Origin of the sequence: Chryseobacterium gregarium DSM 19109 (assembly GCF_000430845.1) — a bacterium.
In the GTDB taxonomy this organism is placed as follows: domain Bacteria; phylum Bacteroidota; class Bacteroidia; order Flavobacteriales; family Weeksellaceae; genus Chryseobacterium; species Chryseobacterium gregarium.
Genome location: NZ_AUMU01000010.1, coordinates 78,260 through 103,805, shown reverse-complemented (window position 1 = coordinate 103,805; position 25,546 = coordinate 78,260). Strand labels below are relative to the sequence as shown.

At 39.6% G+C, this 25,546-nt stretch carries 19 protein-coding genes and 4 tRNA genes; 13 read left to right on the top strand and 10 right to left on the bottom strand.

Annotated features, from left to right (window positions below; genetic code table 11):
- Positions 1-2 precede the first annotated feature (2 nt).
- The 4 genes from H561_RS0112555 to H561_RS0112540 form a co-directional block, all read right to left on the bottom strand.
- A complete protein-coding gene (locus tag H561_RS0112555; RefSeq protein WP_027387334.1) occupies positions 3-734 on the bottom strand; it encodes a rhomboid family intramembrane serine protease in 732 nt (243 codons plus the stop codon).
- 5 nt (positions 735-739) lie between these two features.
- A complete protein-coding gene (gene mutL, locus H561_RS0112550) occupies positions 740-2,524 on the bottom strand; it encodes a DNA mismatch repair endonuclease MutL (protein ID WP_027387333.1) in 1,785 nt (594 codons plus the stop codon).
- A 282-nt stretch (positions 2,525-2,806) separates the two neighbouring features.
- Positions 2,807-3,658 carry a YoaK family protein gene (locus H561_RS0112545; protein WP_027387332.1) on the bottom strand — a complete coding sequence of 284 codons (852 nt, stop codon included), beginning with the start codon at positions 3,656-3,658 and terminating at the stop codon, positions 2,807-2,809.
- A 26-nt stretch (positions 3,659-3,684) separates the two neighbouring features.
- Complete coding sequence (locus H561_RS0112540) at positions 3,685-4,179, bottom strand: hypothetical protein (RefSeq protein WP_027387331.1); 495 nt, start codon at positions 4,177-4,179, stop codon at positions 3,685-3,687.
- 234 nt (positions 4,180-4,413) lie between these two features.
- On the opposite strand from H561_RS0112540, the gene H561_RS0112535 reads away from it, so the two are divergent.
- The 6 genes from H561_RS0112535 (at position 4,414) to H561_RS0112505 (ending at position 11,964) form a co-directional block, all read left to right on the top strand.
- Positions 4,414-5,346 (top strand): GLPGLI family protein, encoded by a 933-nt coding sequence (locus H561_RS0112535; protein ID WP_027387330.1) that lies wholly within the window; start codon positions 4,414-4,416, stop codon positions 5,344-5,346.
- A 136-nt stretch (positions 5,347-5,482) separates the two neighbouring features.
- Positions 5,483-5,737, top strand: a complete 255-nt coding sequence (locus H561_RS0112530; RefSeq protein ID WP_034762166.1) for a FeoA family protein — start codon at positions 5,483-5,485, stop codon at positions 5,735-5,737.
- Positions 5,737-7,770, top strand: a complete 2,034-nt coding sequence (feoB, locus tag H561_RS0112525; protein ID WP_027387328.1) for a ferrous iron transport protein B — start codon at positions 5,737-5,739, stop codon at positions 7,768-7,770. Before H561_RS0112530 ends, feoB begins: the two co-directional genes overlap by 1 nt.
- A 223-nt stretch (positions 7,771-7,993) precedes the next feature.
- Positions 7,994-9,016, top strand: coding sequence for a DUF4421 family protein (locus H561_RS0112515; RefSeq protein ID WP_027387327.1), 1,023 nt, complete (start codon positions 7,994-7,996; stop codon positions 9,014-9,016).
- Between the two features lie 53 nt (positions 9,017-9,069).
- Positions 9,070-10,452: a phosphoglucosamine mutase gene (glmM, locus tag H561_RS0112510; protein ID WP_027387326.1), complete on the top strand. Its 1,383-nt coding sequence runs from the start codon at positions 9,070-9,072 to the stop codon at positions 10,450-10,452.
- Between the two features lie 123 nt (positions 10,453-10,575).
- Positions 10,576-11,964 carry a tetratricopeptide repeat protein gene (locus tag H561_RS0112505; RefSeq protein ID WP_027387325.1) on the top strand — a complete coding sequence of 463 codons (1,389 nt, stop codon included), beginning with the start codon at positions 10,576-10,578 and terminating at the stop codon, positions 11,962-11,964.
- Positions 11,965-12,156: 192 nt separating this feature from the next.
- On the opposite strand, the gene H561_RS0112500 is transcribed toward H561_RS0112505, so the two are convergent.
- The 3 genes from H561_RS0112500 to H561_RS0112490 are packed head-to-tail and all read right to left on the bottom strand — an operon-like array spanning position 12,157 to position 14,124.
- Positions 12,157-13,047 carry a DMT family transporter gene (locus tag H561_RS0112500; protein ID WP_027387324.1) on the bottom strand — a complete coding sequence of 297 codons (891 nt, stop codon included), beginning with the start codon at positions 13,045-13,047 and terminating at the stop codon, positions 12,157-12,159.
- The gene (gene aat, locus H561_RS0112495; RefSeq protein ID WP_027387323.1) at positions 13,037-13,687 is read right to left on the bottom strand and encodes a leucyl/phenylalanyl-tRNA--protein transferase; all 651 of its coding nucleotides are present in this window, start codon (positions 13,685-13,687) and stop codon (positions 13,037-13,039) included. The genes H561_RS0112500 and aat overlap by 11 nt, the downstream gene beginning before the upstream one ends.
- Positions 13,688-13,746: 59 nt before the next feature.
- Positions 13,747-14,124 (bottom strand): DUF3127 domain-containing protein, encoded by a 378-nt coding sequence (locus H561_RS0112490; RefSeq protein WP_027387322.1) that lies wholly within the window; start codon positions 14,122-14,124, stop codon positions 13,747-13,749.
- 180 nt (positions 14,125-14,304) lie between these two features.
- Here H561_RS0112490 and H561_RS0112485 point away from each other — a divergent pair.
- The 4 genes from H561_RS0112485 (at position 14,305) to H561_RS0112465 (ending at position 14,924) form a co-directional block, all read left to right on the top strand.
- A tRNA-Leu gene (locus H561_RS0112485) sits at positions 14,305-14,386 on the top strand.
- 6 nt (positions 14,387-14,392) lie between these two features.
- Positions 14,393-14,468: transfer RNA gene (locus H561_RS0112480), tRNA-Gly, on the top strand.
- Positions 14,469-14,474: 6 nt separating this feature from the next.
- Positions 14,475-14,558 (top strand) — tRNA-Leu (locus H561_RS0112475).
- Positions 14,559-14,842: 284 nt separating this feature from the next.
- Positions 14,843-14,924, top strand: a tRNA-Leu gene (locus tag H561_RS0112465).
- Positions 14,925-15,204: 280 nt separating this feature from the next.
- Here H561_RS0112465 and H561_RS0112455 read toward each other — a convergent pair.
- Entirely contained in the window at positions 15,205-17,040 is a 1,836-nt protein-coding gene (locus H561_RS0112455; protein WP_027387321.1) for a T9SS type A sorting domain-containing protein, read from the bottom strand.
- Positions 17,041-17,207: 167 nt separating this feature from the next.
- On the opposite strand from H561_RS0112455, the gene H561_RS0112450 reads away from it, so the two are divergent.
- Both H561_RS0112450 and H561_RS0112445 read left to right on the top strand, forming a co-directional pair.
- On the top strand, positions 17,208-17,915 hold the full coding sequence (locus H561_RS0112450; protein WP_027387320.1) for a response regulator transcription factor: 708 nt from the start codon (positions 17,208-17,210) through the stop codon (positions 17,913-17,915).
- A 3-nt stretch (positions 17,916-17,918) separates the two neighbouring features.
- Complete coding sequence (locus H561_RS0112445) at positions 17,919-19,331, top strand: sensor histidine kinase (RefSeq protein ID WP_027387319.1); 1,413 nt, start codon at positions 17,919-17,921, stop codon at positions 19,329-19,331.
- Positions 19,332-19,395: 64 nt separating this feature from the next.
- On the opposite strand, the gene H561_RS0112440 is transcribed toward H561_RS0112445, so the two are convergent.
- Positions 19,396-22,107 carry a carboxypeptidase-like regulatory domain-containing protein gene (locus H561_RS0112440; RefSeq protein WP_027387318.1) on the bottom strand — a complete coding sequence of 904 codons (2,712 nt, stop codon included), beginning with the start codon at positions 22,105-22,107 and terminating at the stop codon, positions 19,396-19,398.
- Between the two features lie 563 nt (positions 22,108-22,670).
- Here H561_RS0112440 and H561_RS0112435 point away from each other — a divergent pair.
- Positions 22,671-23,552 carry a cupin-like domain-containing protein gene (locus H561_RS0112435; protein ID WP_027387317.1) on the top strand — a complete coding sequence of 294 codons (882 nt, stop codon included), beginning with the start codon at positions 22,671-22,673 and terminating at the stop codon, positions 23,550-23,552.
- Between the two features lie 82 nt (positions 23,553-23,634).
- Here the strand turns inward: H561_RS0112435 and H561_RS0112430 are convergent, their stop codons facing one another.
- A complete protein-coding gene (locus H561_RS0112430) occupies positions 23,635-25,359 on the bottom strand; it encodes a M14 family metallopeptidase (protein ID WP_027387316.1) in 1,725 nt (574 codons plus the stop codon).
- Positions 25,360-25,546: the final 187 nt, after the last annotated feature.

Sequence of the window (25,546 nt, the reverse complement as noted above, 5' to 3'; positions counted from 1 at the left end):
AACTAATTAAATCTATATAAACGTTTTTTCCACAGTATGGCCAGGATAAATCCTACTAAAGCTCCGCCAACATGGGCGAGGTGGGCAATGCCTCCTGAATTCCCTGAAACACCCAGCCAGATTGAAACGAGTATGATAACAGGTAAAACATATTTTACTTTCATGGGGATCGGAATAAACATGATCCCTATTTTTGCATCAGGATAAAGCGTGGCAAAGGCAGCGACGACACCGAAAATAGCTCCTGAAGCACCGACCATTGGTGTTCCCATTATACTATTAAGGTTCTCTACCAGACCTTTCTGCTGGATGACCGAATCTGATGACCCGGAAAAATGAACACTTGCGCCGGACAGATAGGAATTTATATCAAATCCTAACTGCTGAAGTTCTCCGGAAATTTGCTGTACCTCAACAAAATTCCACAAATTAAATAAGAAAAACGCTCCCAGCCCGCTTAAAAAATAAAGAATCAGATACCGCCTTTCACCTAAGTTCTGTTCCAAAACAGGACCGAAGCTGAACAGGGTAAACATATTAAATAGAATATGCATAATACTTCCGTGCATAAACATATGGGTAATGATCTGCCAGGATTTAAAGAACGGTGAAAAAGGATAAAACGCAGCCAGGTAAGCCGTAAATTTATCCTGAAATATTAAATTGGCTACAATAAATATGATAACATTGATAATAATGATATTTCTTGTAATCGGTGGTATACTGTTGAACATATTCTCTAAAATTTATTCTTAAAATCATTAAAAGGCACTTCGAAGAAACATCTTTTGCCGTTCGGCAAAAATTCCGGGAAGCCCAGTGCCGTGAAATCTTTAATCAGCTGTTCCGCATCTTTCTTGTAGATAAAATCAAACCTGGATTTAGACTGCATTTTATTCCATTGGTTCTGATAGAAATGCAGGAATTCCTCTTCTGTCTTATATTCCAGGATTTCAAAAAGATCTTCAAGGAATTTCATCACCTGTGTTTCTTTCAGGCCTTCCGGAACGGCATCAATCCTCAGGACATTTTCATGAGCAATGCTCGTCTCAAACCCTAATTCGGGAAGATATTTCTTGATGGATTTGAATTTATTTTTTTCAATCTCATTCATATGGTATTCAAGAGAGAACAACAGGGAATGGCTGTTGGTAGTTCCCCTTCTTACGGGCTTGGTGTGTTCAGAAACCACCAGCCTGTGCATCCTGCCCAGATCCAGCATCAGCGTTCTGTCCCCTTTGTTGAAGAGCCAGTATCCATTCGGAAGCCTCATCAGATCTTCATCAAAATCTTCATCTTCAAACAGATTGATCTTTGAAGGTTCTGCAGCGATATTCTGATGATACATTTCTGCCAGATTCTGAATTTCCGCCTGTTTTACGCCCCGTTCTTCCAGAAACGGATTATAATCTTTGTCTACAATAATTTCAGGCATTTTTACAAAACCTCCTCCTGCGTTGCTTTTGCTTGGAAAAGTTTTCTGTAGGATTTCTTCCAGGTGTGGATCTTTTTCAAAATCAAGGCTCGGTGCCACATTGTAAATTCCCAGCGACCTTTTAATCGTTGAACGCAGCAAAGCGAAGATCAGGTGCTCATCTTCAAACTTGACTTCCGTTTTCTGCGGATGGATATTCACATCGATCTTTTCAGGGTCGAGTTCCAGGAACAGGAAAAACGTAGGGATATATCCCGGGAGCAAAAGTCCTTCAAAGGCATCCTGTACTGCTTTATTGAAATAAGGACTTTTAAAATACCTGCCGTTGACAAAAAGAAACTGCTCACCCCTTGTTTTTTTGGCCCCTTCCGGCTTGGCAACAAACCCGTGAAGCCTGCACCACATAATATCTTCTTTAATGGGAATCAATTGCGGCTGCAGTTTTCTTCCGAAAATATCGACAATCCGCTGCATCTGGCTGCCTTTTCTTAATCTGAATACAGCTTCGTCATCATGAAACAGGGAAAATTCCAGGTTTTCGTGAGCCAGTGCCACACGCTGGAACTCGTCGATGACATGCCTGAATTCGATATTGTTGTTTTTAAGGAATTTCCTTCTGGCTGGAACGTTGTAAAATAGGTTTTTAACTAAGAAATTAGATCCGTCAGCGGTCTGAACCGGATCTTGGAACTGGAATACGCCGCCTTCTATATAGATGTCGGTTCCGATCGCAGCCTCTTTCCGTTTTGTCCTTAGCTCCACCTGAGAAACCGCAGCAATAGAGGCCAGGGCCTCACCACGGAATCCTTTGGTAGAAATTTTAAAGATGTCTTCCGTTCCCCTGATTTTAGAAGTGGCGTGCCTTTCAAAGGCCATCCTGGCATCGGTTTCAGACATGCCTGTGCCGTCATCCACTACCTGAATCAGGTTTTTCCCCGCATCCCTTATGATCAGCTCAATTTTTGTAGAGTCTGCATCAATTGCATTTTCCAAAAGTTCCTTTACAATGGATGCCGGCCTCTGCACCACTTCCCCTGCTGCAATCTGGTTGGCTACATGATCCGGTAAAAGCTGAATAATATCTGACATAAAAACGTAAATCAACTTACAAAAATAGGCATTCAGAATAAGAATTGAAATAATAAACCCCTGAATTAAAATTTAATTATCAACATATCAACAACCTAGCTGTAAACAGCTTCATAGAGAGCATTGTCACGGGTCAGTCTTTATAAAAACACAATCCCCTGATTGCACTACACAATTAGAGGATTGATTCACAGCTAGTTTACACAAATTAATACTGATATGTATATTTTTATTTATTTTATTTTTCAGAAGTAGGAACCTGTAAAACCCAGATATCCACATTTAATCTTCAAACACAAGCGTCCTCTTTTTCTCCCGTCTTTCATTCATCTCCGGTTTAACCTCCGGAATCCCATGGATTTTGTCGTACAAATAGGCTATTGCATTCGGCTTTTTATAAATCTTACTGTACCTGTACTGGGTTTTGAAATGCCTGATATGAATCTTATACGCATCATATCCGATAACCACTAATAAACACAGACTGATGATATAGAAAACCCTGAACTCAAGATAAAAATAGGTCAATCCCGAAAACACAGCCCCTGTAACATACGCCAGCATAATGCTCATCAGAAGTTTTGCTCTGGCCACCAGTTCACCGTTTTTCCTAAACTTCTTTTGCGTAAACATAGAAAACAGGATGCCCAGATCGGTCGTGGTACCCGTAAGGTGGGTTGTTTTTACTGAAAAATTGGAGATACTTGCCGTTAAACCATTCTGCAGGCCTGTTGCAAATAACATCAAAGCAACCAGATATTCCGTTTCTTCCAGCGTTTTCCGGTAATAAAACTGACCGTAAACCCCTACAAACAAGAGACACATAATCTCCAGAGCCAAAGGCATCGCATGGGCAAAATATTTGCTCCTCTTATTGAAATTGATCACGATGAAATTGGATACAAACCCTCCGAAAAAGAACAGGAAGATCCAAAATCCCACCACAGCCACCTGCGACCAGTTCCCTTTACTGATTTCTGCCGCAAAAATGGCATAATGCCCCGTTACGTTCGACGTAAATGAAAGAAATATTAACAGAGAAGCAATATTTATAGTACCTGCCGTAAAGGCAGTCAGCGTCCCCAGTTTAATGTTGTCTCCCAACGTCCTGCTGTTACTATAATTTCTTAACATCTTTTTAAATTTTTATATATTTTACGTTAGGCTTCTGCAAAAATCTCTGCCAGCCTTCCTTTTTCCGGAAGACTTTTCTGAGCCGCTACGGCAATTTCATAAGACTCAAGATCTTTGCATTTCTTAATATAAGGAATCAGGTCAAATTTCCCTTTTCCTTTACTTTTAACAGAGGAAGAATAGTACGCTTCACTGATGCCTTCTGCTTTTACATAGTTGTTGAATGTCCGCTGGAAACTTCCCGTGAAAACATCACAGACAATCTTACTGATGAGATGAGGATATTTATTTTTAATGATACTATAGGCATCACAAAATTCCTTTGACATCAGCTTATTAAAAATCGTACTTTTCGTATTGAACAGAAGATCCCTTATTGAATCTCCGGTATCATATCCTGAAACCAAAAGAATATGGTACTGATTTTCATCTTCCGAAGCGTGCTTCTCTTTCATGACTTTCTTTAAAATATTTAAAGACTCAAGAGAATAATCTGTGGCTATTAAAATCGTTCTGGTCATAGGATTAGGATTTGGGTTCTACATTATCTTTTTCGATGATACAAAATTAGAACGGACAGATTAAAACCTCTTTGGAACGGGATTAAAATGTGATTAAAGAGATTAAAATGAGATTAGAATTGATTAAAATCAAGGTCTGAAGGAGAGAAACCTGATCACGGAATCAAAAAAATTCAGGAAAATTATGTAACAAAAATCCTAAACCGCTAACTAATTATTCAAACATCAGAAACAATGAAAAACCTATTTTCAATATTTTTTATCGCCCTTTTCGCTTTTGCAGGTGCCCAGGACAAAGATTCCAAAGAAACAGCCAACCGTTTTTTCTATGAGCTGACCTTTAAGCCTAAAAAAGATTCCGCCAAACTCGACAAAGTAATGGCCGTGCTTGATATTGTTAAAGACCGGTCTGTATACCGTGACTTTACGTCTGTAGGACAGGATTCGATTATCAAGGTGCAGGTTGAGGCCATGCAGAAAGCAGGAGTCTTTAAAGATCTTTCGAAATCCATTAAAATGCCTAAGTTCTCGGAAAAGATCGTGAAGTATTATCCGGACATGAAAATGCAATACATTGACAGAATTGCAAGCGGATTTACCCCGATGAATATCGGATACAATGAAACAATTAAATTCGACTGGAAAATTTCAAATGAAAAAGCCAAGATAGGAACTTATAATGCACAGAAAGCCACCACTGAATTCGGAGGAAGACAATGGACGGCTTGGTTCAGTACAGACCTGCCATTCCAGGATGGACCGTACAAATTCTCAGGGCTTCCGGGACTTATCGTAAAAATTGAAGATGAAGGGAAAAATTATTCATGGGTTCTTCAGGGAAACAGAAAAGTGCCAAACTGGGACGAACTGACCTATACTGAGAAAATTTCCAATGTAGGCTTAAAGGTTACTGAAATGCCGAGAGAGAAGTTTGAAAAAACATTCAACGAATTCAAAAAGGATCCTTTTGCCACCGTAAGACCGATGATGAACCAGGAAATGATGTCAAAAACAATCCCGGGAATGGATGGAACCATCGGTGACATGATGAAGAAACAGGAAAAAATGTACAAAGATTTCTTTAACCTAAATGATAATCCGATCGAACCGCCTTACGAAAAACTGAAAGTCGGAAAAGTAGAAAAGGTCGGAAAAGAAAAAGATTAAAGCAGACACATTCATATTTAACTATATTTTAAATCAACCCAAATGCAATATTTCATTTGGGTTGATTTCTTTCATATGATCCTGTTATTTAGATTAAATTTAAATAGCGTATATTTGCAGATACAAAATTTTGGCTTTGAAAGAGAACGGTTTACATAAGTTGAGCGGGTTTCCCAAAAACAGAATGGGCAAAATTCTGGGGTATGATAATGACAACCTAACCATGCCGAATAAGATTATTGAAATGGGGCTTCTTCCGGAAACGTCATTCAGGATTTTGTACCAGGCCCCTTTCAGCGGACCGATGTACGTGGAATTCGGAAATGAAAAAAGCCGTATTGCCCTCCGTGAAGAAGAAGGTGATTTTATTATTGTTGAAGAATTGAATTAATGCAGGAAATTCAGAGAAAGCAGGTCCTTTTAGTCGGAAATCCCAATGTAGGAAAGTCAACGGTTTTCAATGCACTTTGCAATAAGAAACAGAAAACCGGAAACTACGCGGGCGTTACCGTAGCCAGCCATTCAGGGTATTACACCTATGGAAATGAAGAGGTTGAAGTGGTGGATTTACCGGGATCATACAGCATATATCCGAGTTCTGAAGATGAGGCGATCTTTTCTAAATTCGTTATCGACCATCAGCAGGATTATGCAGGGGTTATTTATATTCTTGAGGCTCTGAGCTTAAAGAGAGGGCTCTTGTTATTCCAGCAGATCCAGGATCTTGGAGTTCCGATGATTCTGGTGGTGAACCAGATTGACCAGGCAGAAAAAAGAGGGATTACCATTGATATTCAGAAGTTCTCGGAAGCTTTAGGCATAAACATCATACGGACCAATGCCAAAGAGCAGATTGGGATCAATGACATTAAAGAAGCGGTCTTACACAATACTTTTGTGAAGGCCGAAAAACAGACTTTCGAAACCCCAAACGAACATAAAGATTTCATTCATAAAATAGCCGCCCACAAAGGTATTGACAATGAATACAAAGCATGGCTGAGCTTGTCTTTGGGAACAGACCTGAAAAGAATAAGCTCTGTGGTGGAACAGCTCAACGAGCCTGATTCAAAAAGTCTGGTCCCGAAAAGGCTGCAGGTCCAGGAAACGGTAAGAAGATATCAGCATGCTGACACCATTTTATCCGATGTTATTTCTAAAAAGCCTCAGTTCAAGGAACTGCTGACCGAAAAACTGGACAAAGTTTTGGTTCATAAATTCTGGGGATACGTGGTTTTCCTGATGATTTTATTAATTATTTTCCAGAGCGTTTTTTTTCTGGCAGAATACCCGATGAACTGGATCGACGCTCTTTTTGCATGGCTGTCGGCTTTTACAGGAGAGTACCTGCCTGAAGGGCCCATTAACTCTTTGATTTCCAAAGGAATTGTTCCGGGAATCGGGGGAATTGTGATCTTTGCCCCGCAGATCGGGATTTTATTATACTTCCTGTATCTGCTGGAGGATTCGGGATATATGGCAAGGGTGGTATTTCTGATGGACCGGATTCTCCGTCCTTTCGGATTAAACGGCAAAAGCATCGTACCATTAGTTTCGGGAACAGCCTGCGCCATTCCGGCCGTGATTTCAACCCGGAATATCGAAAACCTGAAAGAAAGATTATTGACCATACTGGTGACGCCTTTCATGACCTGTTCTGCAAGGCTCCCGGTGTACAGTATCATCATCGGGCTTATCATTTCAGACGATACTGTCCTGGGAATAAAATATAAGGCTTTGGTTCTGATGGGAATGTATCTGTTAGGATTTGTCGTAGCACTGCTTTCTGCGGCCGTTCTTAATAAATTCATCAAAAACAAAGGCAAAACCTATCTGGTGATGGACCTTCCTACCTATAAAAAACCGCTTTTCGCCTACGATTTAAAGATGGTCCTGGGGAAAGTCTGGGACTTTATTACCGGAGCAGGGAAAATTATTTTCATTGTCAGCATCATTATCTGGTTCTTGAGTTATTTCGGACCCAAACAAAGCACTGATCATTGGGTGGCCACCAACGTGGAGCTTGACCATTCGTATCTGGCAAAAATGGGCAGGGGAATAGAGCCGGTAATTGCTCCCTTAGGTTACGACTGGAAAATGGGAGTCGGGATCCTGACCAGCTTTGTAGCGAGAGAAGTCTTTGTAGGCACCATGTCTACCCTATACAGTCTGGAAGATGATGCTCCGGAAGTGAAAGTGATTGATAAAATGAGACGCGATGTAAAACCGAACGGCGAAAAAGTCTTCAGTTTTGCAACCGGTGTTTCCGTACTTTTATTTTACGCATTTGCAATGCAGTGTATCTCTACACTTGCAGTAGTCTACAGAGAAACCAAAAGCTGGAAATGGACCGCTTTTCAGGTAGCGATGATGACCGGTTTGGCCTACTTTGTGTCGATGTTAGCATACCAGATATTAAAATAATGGATTCTTCCCTGATTTTACAGTACATACTTGTTCTCCTTATTGTTGCATTTGCCTGTTATGCTTTGTTTAAAGTACTCAGGAAAAATTTTGCGCCGAAGAAATTCAGTTCAAAAAGAACAAACTGCGACAAAGACTGCGGATGTTCATAGGCATCTTAAGCATGCCTGCTCTTTTAATTCAAAAAATGATATAATTTCATATTGAAATTAAGCACAATGGTTTGAAACAGAAAATAATATATTTCTTATTTTATATATCCTGCTCTGCTGTCGGTGCACAGACCAAACCGGATAGTATTAAAATCATTTCCTATGAAAATCAGGTAATGGTCCGGGCGAACTTTGATACCAATATTGAAGATTTCGTATTGCATGATACAGAAGAAAGCATGTTTGCAAAGACAAACCTCTCGATCAATAACAAAATTAGCACCTCCCTGTCCCTTGATTATCGGTTTATCAGCGCAAGTATTTCCTTCGCCCCCGGTTTTATCCCCGGAAACAATGACAATGATTTGAAAGGCAAAAGTACTTACACAGATTTTAAGATCCGATTTTTCCCAAAAAGGTTTATTCAGACGATGTATTACAAAAATATGACCGGTTTTTACATAAAGAACACGCAGGATCTGGTGCCGGGCTGGCAGGGAGGCAACGGTTATATTACATTTCCGGACCTGAAGGTTCAAAGCTTCGGAGGAAGTACAGCCTATTCTTTTAATAAAGATTTTTCCCTGAAAAGCATTTATTACCAAAGAGAATGGCAAAAAGAAAGCAACGGAAGCCTGGTGCCGTCGTTAGAGTATGACCTGACTTATTTCAAAAATAAAATTGATTATCTGAAAAGCAGAGAAATACAGTATAATCTGGGAATCAATATCGGATATTATTATAATTGGGTAGTAATAGACAAAGTGAATATCGCCCCTTTTGTGTTTGCCGGGGTTGGTGGAAAATGGTCGCATTATCGGGAAGATAATGCAGACGGTACAGAATCGCCCGAAGAAAACAGCAAGTATTTTACTAAAAAGTTCGGCAGCGGAATTCATATCGGGTATAACTCCGAACGCTTCATGTTCGGCGGGAAGTTAAATTACACTTCATACCGTTATAAACAGGATCCCGCCTCACAGGTTCAAAATAATAATGTTTACGGGCTGCTGTATATAGGCTATCGTTTTTCACCACCGGAAGCGGTAAAAGAAAACTATGACAAACTACAAAAAAAGGTTCCTATTTTATAAGTATCTTTGCAGCAGAATTTATTTAAGAACAATTAAAAAAACATACAAATACAATGTCGTTAATCAAGTCTATTTCAGGGATCAGAGGCACCATTGGCGGAAAAGTAAATGACAACCTTACGCCGCTGGACGTGGTGAAGTTTGCTTCGGCATTCGGGACCTGGCTTCAGAACAATAAAAATAAAAAAGACCTTATCCTCGTTATAGGAAGAGATGCCCGAATTTCAGGACAGATGGTTTCTTCCCTGGTTACGGCAACCCTGCAGGGCCTCGGGATCAATGTGGTCGACCTGGGTCTTTCCACAACGCCGACGGTTGAGATCATGGTGCCGGAATTACATGCAGACGGCGGAATTATTCTGACCGCTTCGCATAACCCAAAACAATGGAATGCCCTGAAACTGTTAAACGATAAAGGGGAATTCATTACCGGAGAAAACGGGGCAGAAGTTCTTGCTTTAGCCGAAAATGAAGACTTCAACTATGCTGAAGTTGATGATCTGGGAACATACGAAACCAGGGATGATGCTTTTGATATTCATATTCATCAGATCCTTGCCCTGCCGATGGTAGATGCGGAAGCTATTAAAGCTAAAAAATTCAAAGTGGTTCTGGATGCTGTAAATTCTACAGGAGGCATTGCCATTCCGATATTGCTGGATACCTTAGGCTGTGAAACTGTAAAATTATATTGCGAGCCCAACGGGCAGTTCCCGCATAATCCCGAACCGTTAAAGGAACATCTGGGAGATATCTGTGAACTGGTAAAGAAAGAGAATGCCGATCTGGGAGTGGTCGTGGATCCGGATGTTGACCGGCTTGCACTGATTGATGAAAACGGCGAAATGTTCGGGGAAGAATATACCCTGGTTGCCGTTGCCGATTATCTGCTGAAAAATAAAAACGGCGTGGCCGTTTCCAACCTGTCTTCAAGCCGCGCGCTGAGAGATGTTGCTAAAGAGCATCAGTCTGAGTATTTTGCAAGTGCCGTGGGAGAGGTGAATGTGGTTACTTTAATGAAAGAGAAGAATGCAGTGATCGGCGGAGAAGGAAACGGAGGAATTATCTATCCTGACCTGCACTACGGAAGAGATTCCCTGGTAGGAATCGCTTTATTTTTAACGCACCTGGCAAAGGAAAACAAAACGGTCTCCGAATTAAGAGCAGGTTACCCGAGCTACTTCATGGGCAAAAAGAAAATTGAACTGACTCCGGAAATTAATGTGGATGACCTTTTAACCAAAATGGAAAAAGCATATCAAAATGAAGAGGTCTCTACGGTAGACGGGGTAAAAATAGATTTTGAAAACAATTGGGTTCATCTTAGAAAGTCTAATACAGAGCCGATTATCCGAATTTATACAGAGGCCAAGTCCCAGGAAGAGGCCAATCGATTGGGTGATGAAATGATAGCTAAAATCAATAGTCTGATTTAATAAATAGTAACATCCTTTTCATCGTTTTAATCGTATTTATTATTAAATTTAGTACTAAGATTTTCAGAGCCGAGTATTTGTACATCTCATATCTCAAGTCTTAAATCTTAAAACTGTTTTATATTGGAAGAATATTTTGGAAATGAACTTGTAAAAAAGTTCGAGGAAATGATGGAAAACAATGATGAATTCTACTTTGATACAGAAGAGTTGGAAGACATTATTGTTTACTATCTGGAGCTGGGAGACTTTAATTATGCCGATACGGCAGTGAATTACGGTCTGAGGCTTCATCCCAATTCTTTAGATATCAAGATCAAAAAACTTGAAATCCTTCTGGAATGGGAAGACTATAATACGGCGAAGGAGCTTATCAATGAGCTGAAAGGTTCTTCTATGGAAAACACAGACTTTCTGGTTTGCTACGCAAAGTATTATTCGAATTTAGGAAACCCCAGAAAAGCCATTGACATCTGTGAAAAAGCACTGGAACTGAGAGAAGAAGAAAACTTCCTTCATAATTTCATTGCGGATGAATATGTAAATCTCGGAGATCCTTTTAACGCTCTTAAACATTACCGGAAAGCCCTTGCGGAGGACCCTACCGATGATTATGCGCTGGAAAACTGCATGGTCTGCTTTTCGGATCTGAATAAGAACGATGAGGCTGTTGCCTTTCTTAATGAATACCTGGATGAATATGCCTATTCTGAAATCGCTTGGTTTGAATACGGACAGTTTTATTTCAACAGAAAAAATTACGAGGAGGCAATAAAAGGGTATGATTATTTATTGGCGATCAACTCCAGCTCTGTTGGGGTATACGCGAATAAAGCAGCCTGTTATGAAGCATTGGGGCAATACAAAAAGGCCGTTGAGGTCTATGAGGAAATGCTGGAGCTGGAATATACCAAAGCTTTCACATTCTATAAAATAGGACTTTGCTATAAAGCCTTGAAGCAGCCGATCATAGCTTTGAATGCCTTCCAGAAATCGTTGAGGGAAGACCCTCAGTTTTATCTGGCCATGATGGAACAGTCTTACCTGTATGAAGAAATGGGCGGGATGACCGAAGCATTGCATTTTGCAAAAGAAGCAACCCACCTGAACGAAAGCAATCTGGATTATCAGAAAAGGCTGGCCTTTTTATTCATTGATTCCGGAAAGTTTGAGGAAAGCCTTTCCTGCCTGAAAAAACTGGTGGAGGCTGAACCGACAAGATTTTATAACTGGTATGCCTATTCTGAAGTACTAATGCTCTTAGGCGAGTATGAAGAAGCGATTACGTTGTTAAACAATGCGGTAAAATCACACAACAGGGCAGAATTGTTTTATCAGCTGAGCAATTGTTATCTCAACCTCAAAGAACAGGAAAAAGGTAAAGAAGCATTGCTTAAAGCCTTGGAACTGGATCCTTCTTTGGTTTCGGATATGCAGAAGAAGTACCCGTTTATTAAGGATGAGGTCAAAAAAGTAAAAGCAAAGGTAAAAAAGAAGAATTCAGAAAGTTAGAATCAAAGCGTAGAAGTAAGTTTTTGCTTCAGACCTTTTGTATACATAAAATCCTGCATTGTGCAGGATTTTTTAGTTTTTATATCTGGCATGTTTAGATGCTGTTATAGGGATGAACTTTCCATTATAAACACTCTGTTTTATAGAAAAACTGACCGTTATATGTGAATTGATTCGTTCCTCAATTAATTTCTATATGTTTTTTACGGCAGGTTTCGTTCTTAAAAAAATCAGTCCGGCAATAATGACTACTGCTCCCGCAAACTGCAGAACAGACAGCTTTTCACCATCCAGGATGCCCCATGCAATGGCCACAACCGGCATCAGTAAAGTAACTGTTGAAGCAAAAAGCGGCGAAGATACTTTTAAAAGCCTGTAATTCATCATCATGGCCAGTCCGGTTCCGAAAACGGATAGTAAGCTTACGAACATCAGTCCAAGTATTGTATCCTGATTAAAGCTGAAGGTAGAAAAGAATCCCGTACACGTCAAAGCAAAGGCTGAAGGCAGAAACAGCACAAACGCAAATACAAATGCTGACAGCACCGTGGAAGAAACATCCATTAATTTAGATTTTACCGTAGTCGTGCTGATGGCATAACACAAGGTAGCCAGCAACAGCAAAAGAATCGGGATCAGTTTAAATTCCCCGCCTTCACCGTCACCTCCGAAGACCAGCAGGCAAACTCCGCCAAAGCTGATCAGGATACCGATTATCTGCTGCTTTGTGGTTTCAAACTTCCAGATTAAGGCGCCCACGACAATCACGAAGATCGGCATCATGGAATTGATGATTCCGGCAATGCTGCTGCTTACTTCCGTTTCTGCAATCGGAAACAGGAACATCGGAATAAAATTTCCCGTAACGGCTGCCAGCAGAAGCCATTTCAAATGTTTTTTCGGAAACAGTTTATATTTTGAAACAGCAACCGGCATCAATATAATCCCGGCAATCAGCACCCTTAAAGCACCGACCTGATACGGATTGAAATGTTCCAGTGATTTTTTAATCAAAATAAATGATGAGCCCCAAATCAGGCTCAGAACAATCAAGAGGATCCATTTTTCTTTATCAGCGTTCATTATTCCGGTATAAAATTTTAAGAAACTCCCCTTTGGGAATCATTTTGGCCCCCAAGCTTTCCAGGTGGTCGGTGTGCGACTGACAGTCGATAAGTTCCAGGTCGTTTTTATGCGTTTCCACAAAATGGATAAACCCTGCTTTTGAGGCATTGCTTACTTTGGCAAACATGCTTTCGCCGCAGAATATATTCCCGATCTGCAGACCGTAAAATCCGCCGACCAGCTCATCATGCTGCCACACCTCAATACTTTTTGCCAATCCGTATTGGTGAAGTAGAACGAAAGATTCCATCAGCTCTTCTGAAAGCCAGGTTCCCTCCTGCCCTTTTCTGCTGATTTCCTGACAGTTTTTAATCACTTCCCTGAAATTCCGGTTTTCCGAAAACGTAAAATCGTCGCGGTTAAGTATTTTCCGCATCGATTTGGAAATCTTTATTTCCGAAGGAACCAGGACGAATCTCGGATCTGGACACCACCAGAGAATTTCTTCCCCGGGATTGTACCAGGGGAAAATGCCCAATTGATAAGCAAACCAGACCCGCTCTACCGACAGGTCGCCGCCGAAGGCAATAATGCCTTCATGACCGTCATAAAGCTCAGGATCCGGAAATGAAATCTCTTTGTTATCCAGCCGAACCATTTTCAGGAAAAAAAATCCCACTTAAGAAAGCAGGATTTATATGTAAGTGTTGTTTTAAATTAAAAAGGCAAATCATCATCATCGTCACCCGCGAAAGGGTTTTCATTGGATGCAGAAGATGCAGACTGGGAAGGTGCTGCCTGAGTAGGCTCAGAAGCATTGTCGGAAACTTTCTCTACCCTCCACCCGGTAATCGAGTTGAAGTATTTTGTTTCGCCCTGAGGAGAAACCCATTCTCTCCCTCTGATGTTGATTCCTATTTTTACATTCTCGCCTTCTTTCAGATTATCCAATAAACTGATCTTATCAGATAAAAATTCTATGTTTATCGGCTGCGGATACTGCTCCTGCGTAAGGATAACCATTTCTCTTTTTTGGAAACCGCTCGCAAATGTCTGAGCATCAAAAAGTTTCTTTACCGTTCCTTGTAATTCCATATCATATTAATTAACGGTGTAAAAGTAAGAAAATGAAATGTAAAATAAAGGGTCGGAAATAAAAAATGTAACTTTTTTAATTTTTTTTACTGAAAAGTTTGGAAGTAAAGGAAAATGTCCTATATTTGCACTCACAAAAACGAAGCAAGCTCTTTAAAATACGACTTCAAAAAAAACAACGCGGATGTGGTGTAATTGGTAGCCACGCCAGACTTAGGATCTGGTGCCGAGAGGCGTGGGGGTTCGAGTCCCTTCATCCGCACTGTATGCGAAAATAGCTCAGCTGGTAGAGCACAACCTTGCCAAGGTTGGGGTCGCGGGTTCGAGTCCCGTTTTTCGCTCCACGCCATGCCCTGGTGGTGGAACTGGTAGACACGCAGGACTTAAAATCCTGTGTCCGTAAGGACGTACGGGTTCAAGTCCCGTCTGGGGTACTTAAAAACCTCCGTAATTTGATTACGGAGGTTTTTTGTTTTTGATCTGATCAGTATTTGGTATAAAATGTTCTCCTGTTTCAATTTGAACGGATCGACAAATTTGGAAAACGCATTTATTTTTAAGGATTAAATATTTCTTAATCAATATGATCAGAAGCCTGAAGATGAATCTTAACTTCTTTTTTTCTCAATCTGCTTCAAAAAATTACAGGATCCTGTATAAAATTATCCGGAAATATTTTATATTTGTACGCACAAAGCAATACAGGTTACAAAATAATGCGGATGTGGTGTAATTGGTAGCCACGCCAGAATCAGGATCTGGTGCCGCAAGGCATGGGGGTTCGAGTCCCTTCATCCGCACAAGTTACAGAAACAGTTCAGTCAGGCCGATTTTGTCAAAATTGAGGCGCCGTCAGAAGTATGTTTTGCTCCGCGCCATTCTCGGCAATGGAAGCGGCAGATAAGCAGGACTCAAAACCTGTATCTGTAAAACAAATTAATATTCCCTTCTGGGGATACTTAAAAACCTCTGTAATTTAATTACGGAGGTTTTTTGTTTATATTTTTCTTATGTTGAGATAAATAAAAAAGTATGTTGAAAATAATTCAGCCTACTTCATATAAGTATATTAAAATATATTTATTCTTTAATAAACTTCTGAGAAACTTTATTTCCATTTTTATCTTCACCGGTAATGATATATAAGCCTTTTTCTAATTGAAAAAGGTCTGCATCTTTTTTAGTGGTTGGAACACTTATATTTCTGCCATCAATCGAAATTATCCGTACATTGCTCAATTCCTCTGAAAAATAAAGAATATTTTTTGCAGGATTAGGATAAATTTTTAAACCATTCCTATTGTTTGTCTCTGATATTGCAAGCAAAGGAAAGACAACTTCATAAGCCCCTATATTTGGGCTACCGGCACGGGGAGCTCCAGTACAGTCAAAATCCGGAGATGTCGAAGCAATTCCCGCACTACGGCAAACACTATTATTCTGTAATGCCAAACCATCGTCTGTTGTAAGCGGTATGCCATCTGCACCTAACGGGTTGTCCGGATTTCCAAAATTTGGATTTTGAGCAAAAATATTTCCTTGTGGATTTGATCCTAAAAAGTTATAATTGGTCGTTATATAAGAAGCATTCGGAAGCTGTAGAAGATTATTTGAGAAGCTGATTACGGTTGTGTTATTATAATTAAAATAATCGGACCCTGTCATACTGGCTGAAACTCCTTTTTTATTATCCCAAAAGATATTGTTTTTTAAAGTGCTGCTCCCGTTATTGGTATATATTCCGCCACCGCTGACGCTTGCAGAATTGCTGTATAATGTATTGTTATTAAGAATATGCGTTCCTGCACCTAAAAAAAATCCCCCGCCGCCAGTGGATGATGAATTTTTATAGACAATTGTATTTGTAAATGTATTATTACCTACAGAATATACCGCTCCTCCTGCAGAATATGCAATATTTTCGTATAAGACATTGTTTAAGAAAATATTTGTTCCATAATTAAGGTAAACGGCTCCTGCAATGCCGTTGGTTGATTTGTTTTTATAGATAATATTACTGGTAAATGTACAGCTTCCACTGGTGATCATAACGGCCCCTGCCCGGGAAGCTGTATTATTATATATTTTATTGTTATCGATTGTATTGTTACTATAATAAGTTATAATAGCACCACCGTCAACTAAAGCACCACTGTTGTAGATTACATTTCCGGAAAATACCGATGTATCATGATCTGTATGAATTCCGGAACCATAATTTGCCGTATTATTATACATCAGATTGTTAGAAACAGTATTGTATCCGTATTGAAGGTATACAGCCCCGCCACTGCCGCCATAGATATCATAAAATTTGCTATTTGTAATCGTGCTTTTACCATAACCTGAGTAAACGCCACCGCCACAAGCTCTGTAGATAAAATGGCTGTTAATCATCATCCCTCCTGAATAGCTATTTGCATTTCCTTTGATAAATGTAAATCCATCTATTACAGTACCAATATTTCCATCTGCAGAGACAACGATATGATAAGAATTATCTGACATATCTCCTTGAATACCGAGATCTCCGCTTAAAATCGTTTCATTGGCATTAATATTCCGTTGGCTGAATAAAGTTTCTGTTCCTGTAAACCCACCATAGATTTTTACCCCGTCTTTTACAAAGAAAGTATAATCTCTTTCGGTTAAAATTGTTAAGCTTCCAATATTGGAAGGCGTTGCTCCTGGAGGAATAGAATTGGGTTTGTAAGTTCCTGCCGCAATCCAGATTTCGTCTCCGGCGATACTTTCATTGATTACTGCCTGTATATTATTTCCTGCAGTTGACCACGAAGTGTAGGGTGCAATACCTGATGTATTGGTAATATTAACGTATCTTACTGTTGCCTGTACCGTATTTACAAATGAAACAGATAGTATAGATATAAGGAATAGTTTATAGAGATTTTTCATAAATTTAAATATAATTAATTTGTTCTTCAACTTATTTTTTCGGGAGCAAAGATAACCTATTCGTCCTAAATAGCTCAAATGAAATAATTTATATCTCATATTTACTAAATGTAACCGTTTGAAGATATAAAATTTAAATCTCTATTTTTGTACAATTCCCTATTCCAATGAAAAAAATTATCCTCATCGAAGATGAAACCAGCGTAGTCTCTTTTATCAAGAAAGGGCTGCAGGAAAACGGCTATGAAGTTTCCGTGGCGTTTGACGGAAAAACCGGTGTGCAGCTCGTACAGTCGAATGATTTTGATCTGGTGATCCTGGATATCATGATGCCTGAAATGAACGGACTGGATGCCTGTAAGGAAATCAGGAAGACTAATCAACATGTCCCAATCCTCTTCCTGACAGCATTGGGAACTTCTGAAAATATTGTACTGGGACTGGAAAGCGGCGGTGATGATTACCTGGTGAAACCTTTTAAATTTATTGAGTTGGTTGCCCGGGTAAAATCCCTGCTTCGAAGGAGCAACAACGGAAGTACACCTGAAATTGCGGAGCCTGAAACCGATCAGGAATATTTACACCAGTTTTCAGACCTGATTCTTAATGATTACACCAAAAAAGTAACCCGGGCAGGGGAAGAAATATCGCTGACCTCAACGGAATATAAGCTGCTGCTGTATTTTCTGAATAACCCGGAAAAAGTGATTTCCAGAGCGGAAATCCTGGATGCGGTCTGGGGCGTGAATTATGACCTGGGAACCAATGTAGTGGATGTCTATGTCAACTATCTAAGGAAGAAACTGGATCATCAGGAAGATGAAAAACTGATCCATACCGTGATCGGGATGGGATACGTCATGAAAAAACCGTAACGGATGTTCAACAGAGTCATAACCAACCAGACCAAGACGATGGTGCTTCTGATGCTGGTCTTCACCGCCATCATCCTGCTGTTCAGCGGGCTGGTATATTTTTCAATTGTCAATTTTTCACATCAGCGGTTTTATGAGCTGCTTAAAATACGGACCACCACGATCATTCAGATCGAAAAAAGCAAAGACAACCTCGATATTCCGGAAAATTATATTTTAAACGGCCTGAACGACGAAGAACTTCCGATGGAGCGCGATTATGTTTTTGCAGTTCCTACAGATACCAACTTCAGAAAGATTTCACAGGAAATTCATATTCCGGATTCTTTTTTCAAAAGCATCGTAAGGAAAGGAGAATCCAATTATAACGACAAAGAATTTTATTATATCGGCCAGACCTTCCGGCATGACGACAAGAATTATATTGCCATTGCGTCTGCCAAAAACCATTATGTCGTCTATTACCTGGGCTTCCTGAAGCGTACGCTGATCACGTGTATTGTCCTTTCGCTGTTCTTCAGCATGATTTTTTCTTTTTATTTATCCAAAACATTATTTAAGCCTATCCTGAAAATTACAGGGAAAGTAAAAGATATTAGTTCCGAAAACCTCCACCTCAGGCTTGAACCCCAGCCGGACAATAAGGAACTGAATGAACTGATCGGCACCTTCAACGATATGCTTAACCGCATTGAAACATCTTTTGAAACCCAGAATCACCTGATCGGCAATGTATCCCATGAACTGAGAACACCCCTGACATCCATTATGGGCGAAGCCGATGTCGCCCTCTCAATTTCCAGGACCAATGATGAGTACAAGGAAACCCTCGGGATTATCCTTGATGAAGCTGAAAAGCTGGACAGGAAAATCAAGGCGTTGCTGATGATCGCCCAGACCGGTTTTGACGGGAAGATCCAGAAAATGGATAAGGTAAGGATCGACCAGCTGTTGTGGGATGTTATCGAAACCTTACGGAAAATTGATGTAAAGAATAATATTTTCCTGGACATCAGCATGCTTCCCGATAACCCGAAGAAGCTGAAAGTTCTAGGAAATGAGCAGCTGCTGCATCTGGCTGTAACTAATATCATCCAGAACGGCTGCAAATACTCCGATTTTGAGCAGGTAAAAGTATCATTAGGCGCTACGGATACGGATGTCTACATCATTGTAAAAGACAACGGCATCGGAATTCCCGGAGAGGAAATGAATAAGATCTACGACCCTTTTTTCAGGGCTTCGAATACCAATAATTATGAAGGTTACGGAATCGGGCTGCCTTTGGCAAGAAATATCGTCAGAATGCATCAAGGGGAACTTATTGTAAGCTCAAACGAAAATCAGGGCACAACCGTCCAGCTCCGGTTTCCGAATTATTATCATACGATACAGCAGGAAAGCAAAGAAAGCTGATGCATTACATTACTATCCGAAAACAAACAAAAAACCAATCTCAGTGAGATTGGTTTTGTTTATATTATTTGAAATTGAATTTTACCGTAAACATTACCTGGCTCGGGCGGAGCTGAACTCTGGTGAAAGAGATACTTTGCGGGTTGATATCATATGTTTCAAACACTTTCTTATTGGCGATATTCATCCATTTAAGTTCAAAATCAATTTTCTTTTTAGACCATGTGAACTGGTATGACAAATCGTAAAAGCCGTTATTGTATTTTTGGTCAGCTGAACTTGTATTGACCTGATCCCAGTTAAATCCTATCGTATGGTTCTCTATCGGGTAGAAAAACAATCCTAAATTATGAGTAAATCCGCTTCTGGAATTTTCATTGTTCAATTGCGGAACAATACTTTTGCTGATTTGTTTTGTCCTTGAGATATTAAAATTATAGTCAATACTCATCCAGCTGAAATACGTATTGTTAACTTTAAATCCGTATGACTGGGAATTGTTTCTGCTGTTATAGGCAACATTATTCTGGTAGGCATCAGATCTTGAGGTATTGTTGCTGTAATTTACAGAAGCATTGGTTTTAAATTTTGGGAAATATTTCCCTATTTCAGCAGAATAACCATTATTCAGAACGTGATTTTCCTGTTCTAAATACTTCATCACAGTCTGGCCGGAATTATTTCTTATCGGAGATGAAATCAAATTTCTTTTTGCGTCTGTATATCGATAATTGACATTAAAAAATAAATTATTCAACGGGTTTCTGTATTCTATTCTTGTTCCGGCAGATTTATTATTATTCTGAGGGATAGGATTGCTTGCGTCCATCGCATTAAGCCCGTTAGGCGAAGTCATTAAAAATCCTGAATAGGCCGTATTGATTTCTCCGAAATTATTATTGATATTGGTATTTACCGAAGCTTTCCAGAAAGAAGCAAAGGTATACTGTGCAAAAATACTGGGTTCAAAGGTTACTTTATTGACTTCTTTTGATACATTTCTTAACGGATCCTCTGCTTTGATATTATTGGAATTTACCGGGAAGCTGGCATAGAGCATCCACGAATCATTCTTATAATTTACGCCCACACTTCCATAAGGTGTTGCCGTTGTATATTTCAGGTCATTGTAATAATTCTTTCCATATCCGAAGTAGGTACCATCCTGAAGATTTGTCAGTGCTGAATTTAAGTCCGTGGATTTGAAATTAAATCCGATCTCAGGAGTAAATGTCCATCCTTTAGTTGAAAAACCGATATTCGCCGAATGATTGGCTTCGAATGTTTTAAGCCTTAAATTCTGTCTTACCATTTCTGCATAAGTATTCGGATTAAATCCCGGAATATTAAGATAGGATGCCGGAGTAACGTCCAAAGTCTGCCGGTCGGTCTGATAACTTATATAAGACAATACATTCACCATTTTCTCTTTCCATGGAACAATTGTACTTAATGAGTTCTGGAATGATGTTGTAGGAGATTCAATCGCCTCTTCTCCATGTGTTGTAGAGTTTACGACACTGTTAACCGTTCTGTCAACAATTCCTCGGTCTGCATTCCAATACTGTGAGAAACTTGTTGTATTTTTAAAAAATCCCTTTTTAGCATTTTTGGTAAAGATTAATTCGCCTTTTGCCTTATCGGTGTAAAAGTTATTTAAAATATTCTGGGTAACAGTAGAGGCAGGCTCATCTGTCGTTGCAAAATAATCGGTCCGGCTGTAAGACTCCCTTTCCACTGCATTATTAGTATAATTGGCATTAGCTTTAAGTTCCCATTCTTTTTTCTTGTCAATATTGGTCAGGTAGTTGGCAGACAGGTAATGTACATTGTTCATTAGGTATCTTTTCACCGGAAGGTTGGGCGTGCTTGCATTTTCTACATTCAGCCAGTCGTTTTGGGAAGCGTTGATTCTTCTTCCTTCGAAACGGTTTCCGAAAGCCAGGATATTCCCTTCATTTTCTACCTGTTCACCCATGTTGTTGGTTTTATAGTTAACCACCCACTGGCTTTTCTGGCCGAAGAACATCGGCGTCAGCTTGACATTCCACAGCCACGGATCTCCGAAACCGGTTCCCACTTCTCCCCTTCCGGTCATGGTGACGGAATTTTTCAGTTTGATATTGATGGCCGCCTGATCGGAAGGCACTTTATTCTGAAGTATTTTTACGGGCTGGTGATTTTCCAGTACCTCAACTTTTTGTACGGCATCTTTCGGAAGCGAGTTGCTGATAGTTCCATAACCGCCTTCCATTAAGTCTTTTCCGTTGACGTAGAATTTATTGATCGCATTTCCCTGGTAAAGAATGGTCCCGTCGGTATTGACTTCGATTCCCGGGATTTTTTTCATAACATCCGCCAGCGTCCTGTCGCTTTTGCTGTCGAAAGCTTTAAGGTCATAGGCAATGGTATCGCCTCTTGCGGTAATCATTTTTGTTTTCAGCTGTACTTCCTTGATTTCCGTGGCTTCCCCTTCCATCTTAAAACTCAGCGTCTGGTCGCTGTTATTGATCTGCTTGGTCAAAGGTCTTTGGTTGAATGCCTTTACTTTAAGGTCGACATTCGGTTCTGCGGAAGTAAAGGTTACTTTATATTCCCCTTTCGAGTTAGTAATCCCATAGGCAAGGATTGCGTCCTTACCCGGCTCCTCTATTGTTACACTCGCGCTCGGGATCGCTACACCATCTTCATCGGTGATTTTCCCCGAGACCGTTTTCTGGGCAAACGAGAGAACAGAGAGAAAAACCATCAGGAACAAGGAGATTTTCATTTTCATAATGTATTATTTGATTAATTAGTTAACGGTTACTGCTTTTTGTTACATCTTTAAAGATGCTATTTAAAAGGAAAAGTTAAAGGCTGTTTTTTATCACTACAAACATAGTGATGTTTTTACACATTATGCTTTTATTTTAATACTATTTTTATCGTGAATAAGAGTGTGCTTAATAATAGTATTGATGCTATATTTTGCTTCATTTAAAAAGAGCCGGATTATGAATCCAGATATTTTTCCAGATTATAATAACATTTTCCATAATCCTGATCTTTTATTTCAACCATAATTATTCTTTCAGAATAAAAAAATGAAAGAATATCTTATTTGACTCATATTTTATTAACTTTAAACTCTTTATCTTTAATCAATAAGGGCCAAATTTAAAGAATCAGGTCCTTTTGAATGTAAGCTAATGCTGACTAAAATATTCTATGTAATTATCTGGTATATTTTTATTTAGACTAATCGTTAAAAATGATTTGAATCATAGATTAAAAAAAACTTAAACCTGTTAACATATATTATTATTTAATAATTTTGTAACATTAAATTTTTAAAAAATGGGAATTAATTTAAAGCCGATCGATATTGTAGATGATATTACCCAGGAAGAGTTTACCAAAAAGTATCTGAAGCCCAGAAGGCCCGTGGTTATCAAGAACATGGCGAAAAACTGGCCGGCATACCAAAAATGGACCATGGAATATATAAAGGAGGTAGTGGGCGATGTGGAAGTTCCTTTGTACGACAGTGCCAAGGCTGATCCTGCGGCTCCGATTAATACTCCTACGACAAGAATGATGTTCAAAGATTATATAGATCTGATTCAGGAAAAGCCTACGGATCTGAGAATTTTCTTTTTTGACCCTATAAAACATGCGAGAAAATTACTGGAAGATTATATTTCCCCAAAAGCCCTCATGGGTGGGTTTTTAGATAAGTATCCGTCTATGTTCTTCGGGGGCAAGGGTTCCGTCACATTCCTTCATTATGATATCGATATGGCGCATATTTTCCATACGCACTTTAACGGGAGAAAACACGTTCTTTTATTTGAATATAAATGGAAAGAAAGGCTGTACCAGCTTCCTTACGCCACCTATGCCCTGGAAGATTATGACATCGAAAATCCTGATTTCACCAAATTTCCTGCCCTGGACGGCGTGGAAGGTATTGAATGTTTCCTTGAACACGGCGATACCCTGTTTATGCCCACCGGATGGTGGCACTGGATGAAATATCTGGACGGAAGTTTCTCACTTTCCCTACGGGCGTGGGATAAATCCTGGGGTGTAAAAGCGCACTCGCTTTGGAATCTTACGGTTCAGCGTAAATTCGATGATATCATGAAGAAGAATTTCAAAAAGAAATATATGGACTGGAAAGAGAAAATCGCCGTGAAAAGAGCGGAAATTGCTCTTAAAAGAGGCTTTCCCAAATAACAAAAAAGACGTTTCTAAAGAGACGTCTTTCTTATTACTCAATGATTGGTATTGTTATTAAACAAAGAATAAAATAAAAAACTTATAAAATCCTGTATACCGGATACTGCCTGAATGTATCTTTTTCAAAATAGGGAGAGTTTCTGTAAATCCAGTCCAGTTGGGCTTCCCCGTCATCATTAAACTGCAGATCATCAGCTTTTTTAGCTTCAAATCTCTGTTTTAAATCTTTATCTTTTCTCAATAATTCCGCAGCCGTATCTTCAAAAATATAAGCTGAATAATATTCTTTCTGCGATAAAATACCGTCAAAGAAATTCCAGTTGAAAAAAGAATCCAGGGCTGCCGGTTCCAGTGTTTCAATAATGTATTTTGCACCCTCCTGATTAACATGGACAAGATAATCCCCAGCTGAGAAAGTCTTGCTTTGACTGGACGCATCAACCGTAGTTTCATAATGAAGATAATGGCCTTCATAAGGATTTTTAACCGTTTTAAAGTCATTAATGACATAGGACTCTACTGTTACCGTGCTGTCACGTAGAAGCGGTTTCATCCGGATCCCATTTCTTTTTAACTCTTCAATAATGCGGTACTGTGACCAGGGAATTATATAATATTCAGGAATGGTGACATATCCTGTAGCAACTGCCGTAGTAAACAGTTTTATTTTTTTGGTAAAAGGCTTATTCCGGTCATAATACAATCTCGGCTTTCCGGAAATTTCGCTCGGCTTATATTTTCCTTCATAGCCTTTAAAATCCATCGTTGTATATTTCGTTGAATCTATTTTCCAGCGGATTCCGTACTGTTTTCCGGGCAGGTATTGTCTGAGGTTTTCAATCCTGAGCCGTTTTATTTTTTTATATTCCTTATCTAAATTCTCAAGATTGACCCGCATGTACTGATAGGTTGCATCTACTCTTTTATCATAAGATTTCAGCATATGGGTCTCCGGCATGGTAGCCAAAGTATTAAACAGGGAAGCGTACCCTGTAGAATATCTCGGGGAATCTTCAAAAGCGGCAAACCCGATCTCCGGAACATCACCGTGGATATTCACATATGGTGTACTTTCGTACCCGGCCGTTTTTAAACCTTCAAGATTTTCAGACTGGAAATCCTTATAGAAATAAGTTCCCAGTACATTTCCCAGCCGTTCCTTGAATGTAGAAATGTAGGTAAAAGTGTACTGATAGTCTGCGCCGTTGCTTACATGATTATCAATAAAAACATCCGGCTTCAGCCATTGATAGATCTCCTGAAAACTTCTTGCATTTTTAGTGTCCGCTTTAATAAAATCCCTGTTCAGATCATAGTTCCGGGCATTTCCTCTGAAACCGTACTGCTCAGGTCCGTTCTGATTGGCTCTGGAAAACGATCCTCTGTTCAGTATTCCGCTTACGTTATAGGCTGAAATAGCTGCAACGATAAAATTCTGCGGCGTTTTGATTTTCTTCGTTGCCAGATCTCTCATCAGCATCATGGTAGCATCAATCCCGTCAGGTTCGCCGGGATGAATCCCGTTATTGATCAACAGAACCGCTTTTTCTTTTCTTAACCGGTCCGGATCTTTTTCCGGAAAGGGATTGTATATCACCACAAAGATCGGTTTTCCGTTGTCATCCTCCCCTTTTTTCAGGTATTGAATGGTGCTGAAGTTTCTGGCTAAATCCTGATAATAGGCATTCATTTCTTCATAGGTAACCGTCTGATTGCGATTCCCTTTTTCGAAAGGCGTCTTAAATTGAGCCTGGGCAAAACACCAACAGGATATAAAAGTACATAAGAGAGCGTTCAGTTTCATGGACATGATATTTCAGACTTTAAAATTACTCCGTTTTTATAAAACTGCGAAATGGTGAATTTATTTAATCATTGCTTCCTATCTTTACTGGAAACACAGACTGAAGGTCTGCAAATATAGTTCAGGTGTTGAGCAAAGAACCGATTACTCATTTTTGAGATTCTTCTTTTGTCAGAATGATAAAATG